The following is a 17,006-nucleotide window of genomic DNA, read 5'->3' as shown; positions in this document are numbered from 1 at the left end:
AACATTGGAATTCCTCGCTTCTTAGCCTTGTCGGCTTCGCACAGCACAATGGAACCACCCATAACCCCTCTCTGTAAACATGCTAAGTTCTACAGAGAGGGTCTTCGGGGTGCAAACGAAGACCATTCGAGAGACGCTAAGAAGAAATAGAGGTTTCATCACATGGCTCAAGGCCCAGTCCTCGTCGTTGATTTCGGTGCACAGTATGCGCAGCTTATTGCTCGCCGTGTTCGAGAAGCAAATATTTATTCCGAACTTGTGCCACACTCCATGCCGATTGAGCAAATGCTTGCCAAGGATCCAAAGGCCATTATTCTTTCTGGTGGTCCTGCTTCTGTTTTTGAGCCAGGTGCCCCACATATTGATCCAGCTATTTTCGATGCTGGTGTTCCAATGCTCGGAATTTGCTATGGCTTCCAGGTTATGGCTCATGAGCTCGGCGGCGATGTTGATAAGGCTGCTCTTGGTGAATATGGCAAGACTGAGGCCATTATTGATAAGCCTTGTGGCATGCTTGAAGACTCCCCTCACGAGCAGGATGTGTGGATGAGCCATGGCGTTGCTGTGAACCGCGCTCCTGAAGGCTTTGACGTTATTGCACACACTGAAGGCGCACCTGTTGCTGCTATGCAGGATGAAAAGCGCAAGCTGTATGGTGTGCAGTGGCATCCAGAAGTCAAGCACACACCTATGGGTCAGGACTTAATTGTGCGTTTCTTGCACGAATGCGCAGGCCTGCCTGATGACTGGAGTTCGAAAGGCATTATTGAGGATCAGGTCGCTAAGATTCGCGAAAAGGTCGGCGACGCTCAGGTTATTTGTGGTCTCTCTGGTGGCGTTGATTCTGCTGTTGCAGCTGCCTTGGTGCATAAGGCAATCGGTGAGCAGCTCACTTGTGTTTTCGTTGATCATGGCCTGTTACGTAAGGGCGAGGTCGAACAGGTTAAGCACGACTTTGTGGCAGCCACAGGAATTAAATTAATTGCTGTTGACGCCTCCGAACAGTTCCTGAGCGCACTGAAGGGCGTCTCAGAACCTGAACGCAAGCGTAAGATTATCGGCGAAAAATTCATCCGTACGTTTGAGCAGGCTCAGCGTCAGGTGATTGAAGCAGCTGGTGCACAGGGCAAGGAAGTGAAGTTCCTTGTGCAGGGCACGCTGTACCCAGACGTTGTTGAGTCGGGCGGCGGTGACGGCGCTTCGAATATTAAGTCGCACCACAATGTGGGCGGTCTGCCAGACGATCTGAACTTCGAACTGATCGAACCACTGCGCACGCTGTTTAAGGATGAGGTGCGCGCTATTGGTTCGGAACTTGGACTGCCAGATGAGATTGTGTGGCGTCAACCATTCCCAGGCCCAGGTCTTGGCATTCGTATTATTGGCGAGATTACGCGTGAACGTCTTGATATTCTGCGCGAGGCCGACGCAATTGTGCGTGAAGAGCTGACGAAGGCTGGCCTCGATCGCGATATTTGGCAGTGCCCAGTAGTGCTGCTCGCTAACGTGCACTCGGTTGGTGTGCAGGGCGACGAGCGTACCTACGGTATGCCAATTGTGCTGCGTCCAGTTTCCTCTGAGGACGCTATGACTGCTGACTGGTCTCGCCTACCATACGATGTGCTCGCAACGATCTCGACGCGTATTACGAATGAATGCCGCCAGATCAACCGAGTTGTGCTTGACTGCACCTCGAAGCCACCTGCAACTATCGAGTGGGAGTGATCCTGCTCAGTTGTGTACGCGTAATGGCATAGCACGGACGTAAACAAAGAAACCCCTGAACAATACAGTTTCAGGGGTTTATTCATATGTATAGGTGTGGAGCTGACTCATATAGAGCTCTCTCAAATAGGGCTCTCTCAATGTGACCTTTTTACCCCCGTTTGTTTGCTTTTCTGTACAGTTGATGGTTACAAGCTAATAATTGTGTCTTCAACGGAAGGAAGGCCTATGAAAAAGCTTCTACCTCACGCAGTAACTCTTTGTGTTTTTGCACTGTGCTTCACTCTTGCAGGATGCGGTAGTCCTTCAAACTCGAGCAGCCCAGAACCAAGCGAAACAACAACGAGTGACGTATCTGAGTCTTCTAGTCCGTCAAGCAGCGCCGCTGATGGACCTGCAGAAGTTGGCCATGGTCCAGTCGCACTTCATATGACTGTGCCTGATGGTTTTACGCCTAATTCCGATGGCGGATACAGCGATGCCAACTACAAAGTGAGTATTTGGCCTGGCGATACCAGCATTTATGAAAATGAAGCAGATTTCCAAGAGGCACTTGCCAAGTACTCTGATACGAAATCTGCTGGTACCACTCCATACACAGTCACTATGGTTACCGATGCCGAGAGCTGGTATGGACCAAACACCACCTATTACTTCGTTAACTTCAACGGAGCTATTGACGGTGTTTATGGATGCAAGATTATGGTTGCCTACACCAGTGCAACCGAACCTGATGCCGCAGCGCTTGCTGCTACTCAGGCGCCTGAAATCAGTCAGGCAATGGAAACAATTGTTGCCGCATAGCTCGGCGCAACAATATGAGGACCACGTTTAACGGGTCCAAGACGAAAGGAGCAGGACAAATGAAGAAAAAGATTGTAGATCTTATCGCTTGCGCCTTGTGCGCATCACTTGCCGTGTTTGCTCTCGCCGGCTGTGGCGGCAATACGGGTGGTGACCAGGGTGGCAATAGTAGTGCTAATGCACCTGCTGAAGAGAGCAAGCCAAGCATTCCAGCACAAACTATTACCAACGAAAATGGCGATCTATACACCATCGAAATTACTGATCATGAGTTTACCGATGGAAAGTATGGTGAGATTCTTCTGGTCACGGTAAACATTAAGAATGTTTCCGATAAGGAACAGAAGATTCAGAGGACACTGCAGGATAGGTGCTATCAAGGTCCTGATCAGAAGACGATCAATGGCTCCCCACTGAGTGACGAAGTTAAGAAAGGCATGCTTAAGTGGGACGACACCTTGGCCGCTGGTAAGGCCGGCGATATGAAGCTTGGCTTCTATGCAAAAGACATTAAGAAGGGCGATCCTGTGACCTTGGAGTTCTACGGTTACACGTCTGCAACGAGCCACGCTGCTTTCGAAATTCCTACCAAGAAGGAAGTTACTACCAAGTAGGCTGTCCCTACCGAATAGGATGTGCAAGCTTGCATTCAATGAAGACTGCAAGTAATCAAACGAGCACCCCATGCGTCCTGCCAACCTTGTGAAGGCGGGACGCATTTGTAATCAACCATCACGGGAAAATATCACTGAAAAATATCACTGAAAAAGGGATCGGAGAGCCAAATGAAGAAACTATGGTGCGCTTCACTGGTCAGTATTGCATGCATCGTTTGCGCTCTGGCTCTTACTGGATGTAGTGGAAATACCGCATCTGCCCCATCTCCTAGTGGAACTTCTGCGCCGAGCAGTTCATCATCAAGTAGCTCATCATCAAACGACTCGTCAGATTCTGCGAACGACGCAGCCACTGTGAATACTGCTTGCACAACCTCTTCAGGCGCGATTCTTGTAGACTGCTCCGGACAGGTGTATGACGCTCGCACTACAAGCGACAAACTGCCGAGTGACTTTCGTGGCACACTGCCCGACGGCTGGACGATGCTCGCCGATATCACCGATAGAAACGGCGAGGAATGTATCTCCGTGGAATTCAAGGATCCTAAGACCGGCACGCAGTATGCCAAACCAATGGAAAAGATTGGCATTCCAAACAATCCTCAACTACTGACGTTCTGGGGCGTTAAAGCTGACAACTATGCCGATTATCCAACCTTTATTGTGAGCATTGGTAATGATGCTAATAATGCTAAGACATACGTCTTCAGTCCCTACGTTGCTGAGGGGAAAGACAGGCCGTCACTCTTCTCGTGGACCACACAAGGCCCCGTTCAAAAGAATCCGGAAACGTTGGAATATATTGCTGGCCAAGCAACCGATTTTGATGGCACCACACTTACCGTTGGTGGCAAGCAGTATGAGCTTGCCAAGGATCTCACGATTATTCAGCAATAGTCGTGAGATCTATGACGAGTTGGAGCTAACCTGAGAAAGGTGAATACTATGGCATACGATTTCAAAAAGGAATGTAAGGATCTCTACGCACCTAAGCGTAAGCCATCAATTATTACCGTGCCGGCAATGCAATTCGTTACAGTCCAGGGCGTTGGCGACCCTAATGAAGCTGATGGCACATATCAGCAGGCACTCAATGTACTGTATGCCATTTCGTACACGCTCAAGATGAGTTACAAAACTGACTACAGCATCGATGGCTATTTCCCTTATGTGGTGCCACCACTTGAGGGCTTCTGGTGGCAAGACGGCAGCAACGGTATTGATTACAGCAATAAAGCCTCATTCCAATGGATTTCTGCAATCCGCCTCCCCGATTTCATAACCGCTGATAACTTCAAATGGGCTGTCGATACAGCCAGCGAGAAGAAACAGCTCGACTGCTCTATTGCACAAATGCAGACCATCGATGAAGGTTTGTGCGTCCAAGTCATGCATATTGGATCGTATGACGACGAGCCCACAACGATTGCACAGATGGATGCATTCATTGATCAGCAGGGCTTTGCGAACGATATGACAAGCGGTCGTCACCATCATGAGATCTATCTTTCAGATCCACGCCGCTGCTCCCCTGACAAACTCAAAACCATCATTAGGCATCCAATTATCAAGATGTAGCTGCAATCAAAGTCACGAATTGACCTGAATCTGTCATTCCTACTGACCTAGAACAAATCAATATGCATCTTGCGAGCGCAGTCGCCCTAATCGAATTAATAGACAATAAAGTCAATGATCTCAGGATGATCGGTTGTTCCACAAACTATAGCCTCACAGGCTATAGTTTGTGGCACCGTATTGGTGAGTGACATCGCATTCGTATTTCATAATCCATTGGCCATCTTTCGCGTAATTTGCTAAATGTCCCATGATGGTATGAAGTTAGATGCCGTATGGATGCTGAGCTTTTCCATATTCTTGAACTGCTGCTAATGCGGCAAACGATCTTAATGTTTTGTTGAGTTCATCGTCTGCTCCCTCCCCAGTACATCTGGAATGACAATTAACGGAGGTTGTTCTGTTTCCTTACTCGGTAAAACAGAAAGCTCTAATGATTCTTTGCTCGTGACACTTGTTAAGACATGTGGTGAAGCGATCTGTGTATGGAATGCTCGATATGAGCAATATCCGATTCCTGTAATAACACCTAGTCCTAGTACAACAAGGATGACGAGCAACATGATTCTGCGTTTTTTCATAAAGTCATCTTGTGCTTGGTCATGCGCGTCTAGTTGCGCTAACTCATCAGGGCTTGCTGATGCAAGTATGGATGCCAGTTTGTTCTGTGCTCGTCGTACTGGCGCATCATTGGCACATACCGCATTTACGTGTTGTTCGGCTTGGCGTATTGGAGCAATGCTGGAACGTACAGATTCTAGTTTCAGATCAAGCTGGCGCAGTCGTTCCATAAATACTGATGTTTTCTCATACGACCCGTAGGTATTGGTGATGAGGTTGGCAAATGCTCGTGCTTGTGACTCAGCACCTGCTGGAGCTTGTATAAGTATTTGGCTGCGGGGTGCGGTGACGGTTATATAAACAACGCGATTATCATGCACTTGCGTTGTGGTGTTTACCTTATCTTTTTTACCGCCGATAACAGCACCCATTGGTCCAGCTACTACTCCACCAAGTACTGCGCCACCGAGACTGACTCCTACACCGCTTTTTGTATCTTGCGTGGTATAGAACGTTCCACTGATTGTGACATTGACCTGAACAGGCTGTTCGAACGAAACGACAATACCGTTGCTTTCTACACGGTTGGCAAACAGCACAGCATTCTGGAATGATCCTATTCTGCGTGTTCGTGATTGTATTGCATAGTCCTTTTCTCGTTGCACGCGTTGGATGGTCTTCTGGTACTCCTGAATAACCGCTTGTAACCGTTGTTCTGCATGTTGTACGTGCTGCTGATGCGAAGCCTGCGCGTCTTCCAAATTCTTACGGGCAGCCTCAACCGATGCAATAAATGCGGACTTCGTTTTCTTCATTGAAAACACCCCCACCCTCTTCTTCCATTCATTGTACGGGGGTATACTGCCTCACTCCAAAAGTCTCTTACTGTTCAGAATTCCAATGCCGAAGTGCAGCCTTCAACATTTCACTGGTTATGTCCAAAGCAATACCCAGCTCCCCTCCTTACACTTGAATACAGATCGTGTAAGTAGAGGAATACATGGAAAAACTCAAACATCTTGGCGTATGGATTACCGAAGCTGCCATCACTGGTGTGCCTATGATCCCGTTGTTTATCTTCGTGACATCATTTATTAAACACGAAGGCGAATTTACGTATGTGCTCCCATTTGTGCTGTTCTATGCATTCAGCAAGATGGGTGAATTTACACTTGGTATTTTCGGTAAAGTCAACAACCCGTATCGTTTGGCAAAAATCAGTGGTTGGCTCGTTATTATTGGTGCTGTCACGATTCTATTCGGATCATTCCATATTGCGTTCTATGATATCGGCGCTATTCTGATTGGTTTCGGTACCTCGATTTTCGGTACGATGTACCGCACCGTTAAGGGAGAACTGGCAGCTGAGCATAAGTTCAACTATCCTCACGCGAACGCAGTCGGCTTCGCAATTATGACTGTGCTCTCATTCGTCATTCTTGGACAGATGGGACGCCTGGAAACCGTCATTATTGCCATGTACGTCGTTATGACGATTGCTGCTCTGCTTACCGTTCAGTCGTTCGAAGTCGACTCCGACAAGCGTCATGCTCGAATTTTCGTTCCTAACACTGGCCGCTGGCAAGATGGCATTCCTGCCCTGCTGATGTTGCTTATCGCTTTCTTCGTGCGCCTGTTCAAACAAACTGCAGGCCCAGTTGACATTATTATTGTGGTACTTCTGTCGGCAATTATTTTGATTATTGTCGCAGCCCATTCGAAATACACTACAAAGCAGGTCTTCGAATACCGCGGCGTATATGTCAATGAAGTATTGATTATGTGTGTGCTGTTCTTCGTGTTTAAGTTCATTGCACAAGGCGATATCACTGGCGTCATTATGATCAACGGCTTCCAGTTCTTGGGTCAGTTCATTGCAATTCTTATAGGTGCTCGCATTATTGCAGCACTACATAAGCATGATTTAAGCGTTCCTAATTTATGCGTCATCTGCATGCTTGGATTGCTCGTATTGTTCGCTATACCTACCTATGTAACTGGTGTTATTGCGATGACCCTAATTGGTTTCGTATCCCAGATCGGTGATCAGTCTATTCATACGATCTTTGGTCGCAACACAGAGCTGTCTCGCGTTGATGTAGGCCTATCTTCGCAGAAAACGATTGGTACAGGTATTGTTGCCGGTCAGACAATCCTCGTTATTGTGATGGCTATTGTCTCGTTCATTATGCTGCACAATGACACGATTGCTATGTCTGCATATGCATTCCATATGAATATTGAAGGCGTCAGCACCGTATTCCTTATAACGCGAATTGCTTGCGCAGTCGTCGTTGCATTGCAAGGCATTGCCATGCTGATCTATGCAAAGTGCAAAACCGGTACGGTACTGCACTGGTACGGTCCGCAAAAGGTTGTGAAGAATTCATAATTCACGCACTTCAGAGCAACATAACAAAAGCTCCTATATATTGATTCCATACCTATATATAGGAGTTTTCTGTTTTACTAGTCTTGTTGCACAACCATCAATTGTGGGCCGTGCAATACTAACTTTCCATCACTTACATTCTCACGGGGGTCTTCCGTTACGGAACGTCCCTGGTTGACGTTCGTTCTACTGGTCTACTGCTACGGACCTTCACAGGTATGCCTTCCCATACCGATGTTGTGCTACTTCTCCTCTACTACTCTTCCTATTACTACTGATTTGCTGACATCTTCAGTTCTCCATTTGATGGTCTTACTGACTGAAGAGGCAATTCCATTCCGCATATTTTTTTGTCTCGGAACTTACCCACACTGCTATGGACTGACAAAACGGTAACCGTGATCTTCATTGATATCAGATCATTGCTATGCCAACGATTGTTCTGTATCAATGCACACGATTACCAATGGATGCGCCGTAACAGTGTGATTAAATCCAATAATTTGCACACTGCTATTACGCTCAGCTCAGTAAGCGTGTGATAGAACCGCTCAGAACGTTGCAATAGTAAGAAGACCGCACACGGTAACGCTATTCGCAATGCGTATGCGTGTGCCAAATATGTGAGACCGTGCTCTAACACAAACGCTCAAGTCCAGGAATGACCATACCAGGCCTGTTGATTATGCAGCAGGATTGTTGCTCGTACAACAAAGTACACAGATATGTAGCAAACCTGTTGCTTATGCAGAATATACAAAAGATAGTTACAAAGAATACATACGCAGAGTATTCACGAGGATCATGCGTATGATACTTACGAAATCTGTCTCAGCATACAAAAACGGGAGGCCCGCTTAAAGCGAGCCTCCCGAAATTCTGTAATGTACTGGTGTTATCAGACCAGTGGCACGAGCCACACCCAGAGCAGGCAGGTGACAGCGAACACGACAGTCGAAACTGCAGTCGTCGAAGCGCCTTCCTTGACGTAGATGTTGTAACGGCTCGAGATGATGATGCCGGAGAATGCTGGTGGAAGTGCCACGGACAGAACAAGCATTGCGAGCTTGTTGATGTCGTGACCCATGCCGCAGAGCAGGCCAACACCCAAGAAGGCAGCTGGCGTGATGATCAGACGGTAGATGGTGTTCCAAATGGTTTCCCAGCCGAGCGAGAACTTAACGGTCGACAGTGCAAGACCTGCAGCGAGAACTGCAACGCCCGAGTTTGCCTTTGCGATCAGATCGAAGGTTGGAGCTGCCTGTTCTGGAATGCGAATGCCAACAAGCACGAAGAGGATTGCCAGGATTGGAGCCCAAACGACTGGCTGCTCAAGTGCGTTCACAAGAGCTGCAACGTTCTTGTTCTTAATCTGGCGCTTTGCCTTGCCCTTCTTGTCAGAAGCAGCAACGGAGATCTCAGCATCCTTGTCCTGCTTTGGATCCTTAGTTGGGTCCACAGCGATGTCGCCTGCGCTCTTTGGAGCGGTTGGCAGAGCCTTGTTAGCAGCTGCCAGAGCGAGCTTCTCGTTATCCTTGGTCTGGCCAAGGTTGATCAGGTACATGCCGATAGGAATCGTGACTGCGTTCACCACGATGGAAATAATCGAGATGACGAGGTTGGTGCTCACGGTGTTGCCGTAGATAGGATCGAGCACTGCGAAGCCGAGGAAGCCGATCGTTGGCGAACCAGCAATCAATGCGCAGACTGCTGCTTCCTGGGTGGAACGGTGGAACATGAGCTTGCACAGCCAGTAGCTGATCATGAACATGACCACAATACCGACGAAGCCGAGGATCGTCAGCGTCAGATCAGCTGCGAGCATCTGGCGAGTTGCCTTAACAATCGAGATGAACAATGCAGCAGGCAGTGCGATGTTCAGCACGACCTTGTTCAGGCCCTGTCGCTGATCATCATCGAAGTAGTGGAACTTACCACATACATAACCGAGTGCCATGATGACGATGATTGGAACAATGTCATCAACAATAATTTTTCCCATGAGAAAAGTCCTAATAATTCGGGGGTTAAAAAGCCCGGGAACATCGCCATCGGTAGACGGCTCGTTGATATTCCCAGAATGGAAACCCCGCTCGGCTCCGCGCCGCTCATGTTGACAGGGCGGAGCCGGACGAAGTCAGGTTTTTAATTATTTTTGAGTGATCGAGTCACTCACCGATCACATGTGTGCGCCGTGAACGTAGTCGTTAGCGGTGACCTCGGAGGTTGCCAGAGGGCCAACGACTGGCTTAGGGTTCAGGTTGCCGATGTGGCCGGACTCGCTACCTGCGTAGATAGCCAGCTGCACGTGGACGAAGCAGGTCTTGCCGGAGGTGACTGCCTCTTCAACCATCTGCTCGACCTCTTCAGGCGTCGTTGCATAGTAGCTCTTGCCGCCGAAGGCCTCGATCATCTTCTCGTAGTGGACGTCGTAGCTCAGGGTCAGTGGGGATGGATCGCCATCGTTGCCGAGGTTCTCGAAGTCGCCACGGTAAATACCACCGTTGTTGAGCACAACGAACGTGATTGGCAGGTGGAAGCGGCATGCGGTCTCAACTTCCATACCATCGAAGCCGAATGCAGAATCACCACCGATGTACAGAACTGGCTTGCCGGTCGTCACAGCAGCGCCGATTGCGTAACCGGTGCCGCAGCCCATGACGCCCCAAGTACCGCAGTCGAGGCGGTGACGTGGCATGTACATGTCGATGACGTTACGGCAAATATCGAGCGAGTTTGCACCCTCGTTTGCAATGTAGATGTCGTGGTGACGATCGGTGACCTTCTTGATTGCACCAAGAGCGTTGAAGTGACCCATTGGAACAGTGTCAGCGCTCGTGCGAGCAGCGAACTTAGCGTTGTTCTCATCGATCTTGGTCTGCAGCATCTGGCGCCATGCCTCAGGTGCCTTGACTGGGGTCTTCTCGAGGCCTTCGTTCAGAGCCTTCATCGTGGACTTAATGTCGCCAACGAGTGGGCATGCGATCTGGCGGGCGTTCTCCATCTCGGATGGATCGATATCAATCTGGATGAACTTTGCATCTGGGTTCCAGGACTTGCCGCGACCGAAGCCGAGCATCCAGTTCAGACGTGCACCGATCAGCAGCACAACATCAGCGTTCTTCAGAGCCATACCACGTGCAGATGCGGTCGAGTGAGGATCGGTATCTGGGATCAGGCCCTTAGCCATAGACATTGGCTGGTAAGGAATATCAGTCTTGTTGATGAACTCCTGAACCTCGTTCTCAGCCTGAGCGATTGCAGCGCCCTTACCGATAACAACGAGTGGGTTCTTAGCAGCAGCCAGCATCTCCAGAGCCTTATCAATAGACTCATCGGTTGGACGGACCGATGGAGCTGGATCAGTTGCGGTCCACATGTTAGCTTCTGCATCCTCAACGGTCATCGTCTGTGCAACGGTGTCGTCTGGGAAGTCAATGTACACACCACCAGGGCGACCGGAAGAAGCAATGTGCATTGCGCGAGCCACAGCCAGTGGAATGTCCTCGATGCGATCAAGACGCATCGATTCCTTCGAGAATGGAACTGCGTAGCTCATCTGATCGAGGCCTTCGTACTCGCCCTCGTGCAGATCCACAACGTTACGAGTCGAGGAACCGCCGATCATGATGACTGGGAAGCCGTTAACAGTTGCTTCCTTGAGTGGAGCCAAGCCGTTGAGGAAGCCTGGAGCCGACACGGTCAGAGCCACTGCTGGGCGACCGGTCAGGAAGCCTTCAGCTGCTGCAGCGTTCACTGCATCTGCCTCGTGACGCATTGCGATGAAGCGAATGCCCATGCCCTGAGCAATACGTGCGAAGTCGGTGACTGGGATGCCGACGACGCCGTACATGTGCTTCACGCCGTTCTTAATAAGTGCCTCAGCCAAGTAGTGTGGGGCATCAGTCAAGTTGTTTTCGGTCGACGCGGTTTGCGTCTCTGCAGTAGCTTCTGCCATTGCAACCTCCATCTTTCGTGATCTGTATGGCTTCGACTCTAAAAATGGAGATTGTGTGAATGCTGGGAATATCCTTTGATTATACGGGCAGCAAATAATTGGCGATTTTCGGGAAACTCTCAGCTTTAGTTGTTATCCAGTTCACATTTTGATCAGAGCATTTCCCGCACCTCTATAGAAAAAGCCTTCCGGTTCACTCGGTTGAGCTAACCGGAAGGCTTGGGAAATAAGGAGTTCTGTTCTACTCTCCTATTGAGTCTTGAGTTACCGCCGTTGTGCACTACTCACGCTATGCCGCACCTTTTCACCAGTGCTTGCTCATCGCTCGTTCAATCTTTTTTCAACAAGCGACAGTTCAGAACGCTCCTTTTTAGAGGTATCTCATGATGAAGTACCTTTTTTATTTCTGTGTTTGCGACTGATGCTGCTCATGCTTCTTATGCTGTTGCGTAGCCTCTGCACGCGCTGCTTGAGCGGCTTCGACCTCAGATTCGAGCTTGCGTACTGCAGCATCACTACGCGTATGCATAACTTCATCAACGCCAGTTGCCAATTCATCAATCATGGCAATTGGGCCCTTATTAGAAACAGCCACATCCTGTTGTTCAACGCCCAGGAATGTAGAACGAACCTTGATCCAGTCCTTAGTAATAAGGAGCTGAATACCTGCGCCATACATGCCAACTGGGTACGAGAACATAAAGGCTACGAAAATACCGATGGCCAGCATTGGAGCCATAGCCCAACCGAAGATTTCGCATCCCATAAGGAAGGAACCTAATGGGCAGCGGTCGAATGCTGCAAAGAAGCACATAGCGCCAAGTGCTGCACCAAACATAGGGCTGCAACCAGTCATTGCTGCGCAGGCGGCACCAAGTAAACCACCCATGCACAGCGACACCATAATTTCGCCGCCCTTAAACCACAGACCTAAGCACAGTACCGAAAGAATCATCTTTGGTACAAAGTCCCAAGATACATTCGGTTCCATAATGGTTTGATTAAGCAGTTCGCCACCAGTGCCAGAGAATTTCCACCAGCCGCACGACACTACTAATGCGGTTACTGCGCAGCCACCAATAATCGTCCAGATCCAATACTGCTTCGTAATACGCTGCGAAATCTCATGCAGTAGATGTACAAGGAACGAGAAAATCGTGCCGCCTAATGCGCAAGCCACACCAATAATGATGCAGAAGCCCACAATCTTCCAGTCGATTTGAGGAATGGTAACTTTAGCGATGATGTCGCCGATACCGGAAAGACGTGCCACGTAATATGCAACGAAGCAGGCTACGAGCATAGAAACGACATATCGCAGGCATTGAAAATGCAGAAGTTCATAAATGAACATTAATGAGCCAAGCGGCGAGAAGAATAATGCAGAGAATGCGGCAGCCATACCAGTTGCGGCTGTATAACGGTTCGCAAACATCTCACCGTCTTCGCGCTCATAAAAAACGTTACGCAAGTGGAAAGGCTTACCAACGTTGTAGCCAATGCTGCCGCCCATCTGCAGAGCGCCAGCTTCCTTACCGACCGAGCCACCTGAGAAAATCGACATGGCCGTTGCCAGAATAATGGCTGGAGCGAGCACAATCGTAATTGGCTTACCCGTACGGATCTTATTAATAACAGACTCAGTTGTGGTATCAACTGGCAGCTTCCACCATTGATAGAGCAGCACTTCAAGCACGCCCATAGCAGGCAGTGTCCAGATCAGCCAATGATGATTGACGAACATATTGTGTGCCCACTGCACGCATAAGCACAGCACAATAGAGCCGAGGCCGCATACAAGACCGCAGATAATCGCGAAAGCCATGTGCTTCGAAGCTTGATACCAATCGATACGCGGATATTTGACGGTCGGCTTGCGTTTTCGCGTTGCAGCAGCTTGGTCCTGTGTCTGCATGTTGTCGCTCCTCTACCGTGGTGAAGTCTGTAGCAATAATGCTTGGTCCTATTTCAATGAGCCAATCGTAGAAGATATTGCTGGCGCTCATCTGCAGTTCATGTATGGGCGCAGCATATTTCAGCAAATTTTCAGTTAGCATAGCCCCAATAATTGGGTAGTTCATTCAACAAATACAAGAAATCACTGTTTTATCTGGACACTTGCTTTTTATCGGCAATTCTTGAGATACGATGTGAAAGGTTCCCATTAAAAACGGACAGAGGAGTTTGGACGTGGACCATCTCAACGTCAGCATCATTAGCCCTGAGCCGGGCAATGGACGCAATGTTGTGGCGCTTGGTGTTGTAGAAGCGCTTGCACAAACTAAGAATCGCGTGGGCATTTTCCGCCCTGCTCTGGACTCGAATGAACACTTCACTAATGCGTTGTTGCGTGCTGCAAATTGCGGTCAGACGCGCGAACAAGCTATGGGTGTTTCCCCAAGTGAATCTCGTCTTGATCCAGAAATGAGCCGAGCAACAATTGTTGCTAACTTCACGGAGACTGAAGCTGCGCTCGACCCAGATGCGATGGTCATTATTGGCTCTGATAAGTCGAACGTTGGCGATCCTGGTCGCTTTGCGTTTAATGCAGCAGTTTCTGCTGACTTGCGCTCCCCTATTTTATTGACGGTCAGTATGCTGGGCCGCACGTTTGATGATGTGCAGCAGACTATTGATACGTGCACTGAGGTTTGCGAGAACGAGGGTACTTCCGTTATCGGCGTTTTCGTCACCGATTGCAAGGACACTCAGGCCGACGAGATTTCCGATCTGAATCGTTCGTCGCTTGTTCCTGTGTGGGCTGTTCCGTTCGTCGATTTGGACGCTTCTAAGGATTTGAACGCCGCTCAAGCTGCGTTTGAGTCCGCTGTTCAATTTGATGAACTTCTGCAGACCCTTGGCCAGCCTTTCACTGCCCCAACAACGCCTTATGCATTCCAGTACGGTCTGCTTGGTAGCGCTAAGGAACACAAGAAGACGATTGTGCTGCCTGAGTCGAGTGATGATCGCATTCTTCAGTCTGCTGATTACCTGCTAAAGCGTGACATCGTTGATATTGTGCTGCTTGGCGAGCGTGATGAGATTCTCGCACATGCACGTGAGCTCAAGCTGGATTCGATTGAGCAAGCACAGTTCCAGTCGATGAATGATGAACAGATGCTCGAGCCAATGATTACAAAGCTTTGCGAACTGCGCGCTAAGAAGGGTATGACGCCTGAGCAGGCTCGCGAAGTCTTGAAAGATATGAGCTACTTCGGCACGATGATGATTGTGCTGGGCCATGCTGATGGCATGGTTTCGGGTGCTATTAATTCGACGGCTAATACGGTTCGCCCTGCATTGCAGCTGATTAAGACGAAGCCAAATGCAGCATGTGTGTCTGGCGCATTCTTAATGTGCTTCAAGGATCATGTTGCTGTGTTCGCTGATTGTGCTATTAATACGAATCCTGATGCCGCAACGCTGGCCGATATTGCTTTGCAGTCTTGCGAAACGGCTAAGGCCTTCGGTCTTGATCCTCAGCTGGGTATGCTCTCCTACTCCACGCTCGGTTCAGGTCGTGGCCCAGATGTGGATCTCGTTGAAGAAGCAACTGCATTGGTTAAGGAACGCAACAGTGAGATTCCTGTTGTGGGTCCTGTACAGTTCGATGCTGCTGTTTCGCCTGCTGTTGCTTCGATTAAGGCGAAGGGCAATGAAGTTGCAGGCCACGTTAATGTGTTTGCTTTCCCAGATTTAACTGCTGGCAATATTGCTTATAAGGCTGTGCAGCGTACTTCTGGAGCTGTGGCTATTGGCCCTATTCTGCAGGGCTTGAATAAGCCAGTTAATGACTTGTCTCGTGGCGCTTTAGTCCAAGACATTATTAATACAATTGCACTGACTGCTATTGAAGCACAGTAAAGATTTTGTATGAACAATCCCCATGTTGGTAACACGACATGGGGATTGTTCATATATGCGTTATGTGCCTGTAGTAGGCTGTGCAATTGGAACAACCATTATCCAATGGTGATTTTCAACAAAAGAACAATATGGAGGAAGCCACAATGGCGAAAACCGTCCTGGTCATCAATTCAGGTTCTAGCTCGATCAAGTACCAGCTGGTCGACCTTGAAACGGGCGAAGGCATCGCATCTGGTCTCGTTGAGAAGATCGGCGAGCCAATCGACGGCCACTACAAGTACGAGTACAACGGTGAGAAGCACGAGCTCACCGAGAAGATCGATACGCATGAGCAGGGCCTCAAGCGCGTGCTCGGTTTCTTCAACGAATACGGTCCAAAGCTGGACGAAGCTGGCATCGTCGGTGTTGGTCACCGCGTGGTGCAGGGTGGCGCAACGTTCACCGATCCTGCTCTCGTGACCGATGCAACGATCGCTGATGTGCGTCGTCTTGCTACGCTGGCTCCACTGCACAACGGCCCAGAGGCTAAGGGTGCTGAGGTTATGCGCGAGCTCATGCCTGACGTTCCTCAGGTGTTCGTGTTCGATACCTCGTTCTTCAGCCAGCTGCCTGCATCTTCCTACACCTACGCTCTGAACAAGGAAGTTGCTGACAAGTACCAGATCCGTCGTTACGGCGCTCACGGTACGTCCCACGAGTTCGTCTCTTCTGCTGTTCCTGCTCTCATTGGCAAGGATTCAGAAGGCCTCAAGCAGATCGTGCTGCACATTGGTAACGGTGCTTCTGCTTCTGCAGAGCTCTCGGGCAAGCCAATCGACACGTCCATGGGTCTGACCCCACTCGAGGGCCTCGTTATGGGCTCCCGTACGGGCGACATCGATCCAGCTGTCGTGTTCTACCTGATGCGCGTTGCTGATATGGACGCTGATCAGCTTGATACGCTGTTCAACAAGCAGTCCGGCATGATGGGCATGACTGGCTTCGGCGATATGCGCGAAGTGCACCGCCTCATCGCTGAAGGCGACGCAAACGCTAAGCTCGCTCTCGACGTGTACATCCACCGTCTCGTGAGCTACATCGGTGCTTACGCTGCACAGCTCGGCGGCGTGGACGTCATCACGTTCACCGCTGGCGTTGGCGAGAACGACGAGATCGTGCGTCGTATGGTCTGCGAGAAGCTCGCTGCCTTCGGCGTCAAGCTCGACATGGAGAAGAATGATACGCGCTCGAAGGAGCCACGCATCATCTCGACTCCAGACTCCGCTGTCACGATTGCTGTTGTGCCAACGAACGAAGAGCTCGCAATTGCTCGTAAGACTGCAAAGATTGCTGCTGACGGCGTTGACGCTTACGGCAACAAGGTTGCTGCCTGATTTGGCAATAGCATAAGAAGTTTTTCATAGCTTCGTATTGAAGCGCCCTGAGTTTCCAATAGGAATGCTCAGGGCGCTTTACTGTATGGTGCTTATGCAGAAATAAAAATTGTAAAGCAACCGAAAAAGAA

13 protein-coding genes are annotated in these 17,006 nt (G+C 49.5%); 8 read left to right on the top strand and 5 right to left on the bottom strand.

The features are described 5' to 3' along the window. Window positions 1-162 precede the first annotated feature (162 nt). The 3 genes from guaA to D2E26_RS02450 all read left to right on the top strand — a co-directional run bounded on the left by guaA (window position 163) and on the right by D2E26_RS02450 (window position 3,143). Entirely contained in the window at window positions 163-1,725 is a 1,563-nt protein-coding gene (guaA, locus tag D2E26_RS02460) for a glutamine-hydrolyzing GMP synthase (protein ID WP_125963088.1), read from the top strand. 228 nt (window positions 1,726-1,953) lie between these two features. Further along, the gene (locus D2E26_RS02455) at window positions 1,954-2,529 is read left to right on the top strand and encodes a hypothetical protein (protein WP_125963087.1); all 576 of its coding nucleotides are present in this window, start codon (window positions 1,954-1,956) and stop codon (window positions 2,527-2,529) included. A 59-nt stretch (window positions 2,530-2,588) separates the two neighbouring features. After that, window positions 2,589-3,143 carry an adenine nucleotide alpha hydrolase family protein gene (locus D2E26_RS02450; RefSeq protein WP_164515828.1) on the top strand — a complete coding sequence of 185 codons (555 nt, stop codon included), beginning with the start codon at window positions 2,589-2,591 and terminating at the stop codon, window positions 3,141-3,143. Between the two features lie 131 nt (window positions 3,144-3,274). Here the strand turns inward: D2E26_RS02450 and D2E26_RS02445 are convergent, their stop codons facing one another. Beyond that, complete coding sequence (locus D2E26_RS02445) at window positions 3,275-3,499, bottom strand: hypothetical protein (protein WP_125963085.1); 225 nt, start codon at window positions 3,497-3,499, stop codon at window positions 3,275-3,277. A gap of 1 nt (window position 3,500) precedes the next feature. On the opposite strand from D2E26_RS02445, the gene D2E26_RS02440 reads away from it, so the two are divergent. Continuing rightward, window positions 3,501-4,043 (top strand): hypothetical protein, encoded by a 543-nt coding sequence (locus D2E26_RS02440; protein WP_125963084.1) that lies wholly within the window; start codon window positions 3,501-3,503, stop codon window positions 4,041-4,043. Between the two features lie 48 nt (window positions 4,044-4,091). Continuing rightward, complete coding sequence (locus D2E26_RS02435) at window positions 4,092-4,724, top strand: GyrI-like domain-containing protein (protein ID WP_125963083.1); 633 nt, start codon at window positions 4,092-4,094, stop codon at window positions 4,722-4,724. A 329-nt stretch (window positions 4,725-5,053) separates the two neighbouring features. On the opposite strand, the gene D2E26_RS02430 is transcribed toward D2E26_RS02435, so the two are convergent. After that, window positions 5,054-6,100 carry a PPC domain-containing DNA-binding protein gene (locus D2E26_RS02430; RefSeq protein WP_125963082.1) on the bottom strand — a complete coding sequence of 349 codons (1,047 nt, stop codon included), beginning with the start codon at window positions 6,098-6,100 and terminating at the stop codon, window positions 5,054-5,056. 185 nt (window positions 6,101-6,285) lie between these two features. On the opposite strand from D2E26_RS02430, the gene D2E26_RS02425 reads away from it, so the two are divergent. Beyond that, entirely contained in the window at window positions 6,286-7,677 is a 1,392-nt protein-coding gene (locus tag D2E26_RS02425; protein WP_125963081.1) for a hypothetical protein, read from the top strand. 898 nt (window positions 7,678-8,575) lie between these two features. On the opposite strand, the gene D2E26_RS02420 is transcribed toward D2E26_RS02425, so the two are convergent. The 3 genes from D2E26_RS02420 to D2E26_RS02410 all read right to left on the bottom strand — a co-directional run bounded on the left by D2E26_RS02420 (window position 8,576) and on the right by D2E26_RS02410 (window position 13,550). Next, the gene (locus D2E26_RS02420) at window positions 8,576-9,679 is read right to left on the bottom strand and encodes an AEC family transporter (protein WP_125963080.1); all 1,104 of its coding nucleotides are present in this window, start codon (window positions 9,677-9,679) and stop codon (window positions 8,576-8,578) included. Window positions 9,680-9,856: 177 nt separating this feature from the next. Then, window positions 9,857-11,635: an oxalyl-CoA decarboxylase gene (gene oxc, locus D2E26_RS02415; RefSeq protein WP_125963079.1), complete on the bottom strand. Its 1,779-nt coding sequence runs from the start codon at window positions 11,633-11,635 to the stop codon at window positions 9,857-9,859. A gap of 400 nt (window positions 11,636-12,035) precedes the next feature. Continuing rightward, window positions 12,036-13,550 (bottom strand): chloride channel protein, encoded by a 1,515-nt coding sequence (locus D2E26_RS02410; protein ID WP_125963078.1) that lies wholly within the window; start codon window positions 13,548-13,550, stop codon window positions 12,036-12,038. Window positions 13,551-13,825: 275 nt separating this feature from the next. On the opposite strand from D2E26_RS02410, the gene pta reads away from it, so the two are divergent. After that, on the top strand, window positions 13,826-15,499 hold the full coding sequence (gene pta, locus D2E26_RS02405; RefSeq protein ID WP_125963077.1) for a phosphate acetyltransferase: 1,674 nt from the start codon (window positions 13,826-13,828) through the stop codon (window positions 15,497-15,499). Window positions 15,500-15,645: 146 nt separating this feature from the next. Beyond that, window positions 15,646-16,875 (top strand): acetate/propionate family kinase, encoded by a 1,230-nt coding sequence (locus D2E26_RS02400; protein ID WP_125963076.1) that lies wholly within the window; start codon window positions 15,646-15,648, stop codon window positions 16,873-16,875. Window positions 16,876-17,006 lie beyond the last annotated feature (131 nt).

This window comes from Bifidobacterium dolichotidis, from assembly GCF_003951975.1.
GTDB classification, from domain to species: Bacteria; Actinomycetota; Actinomycetes; order Actinomycetales; family Bifidobacteriaceae; genus Bifidobacterium; species Bifidobacterium dolichotidis.
Note: the sequence above shows the minus strand (reverse complement) of the source record. Positions and strands in the feature narration are given on the sequence as shown.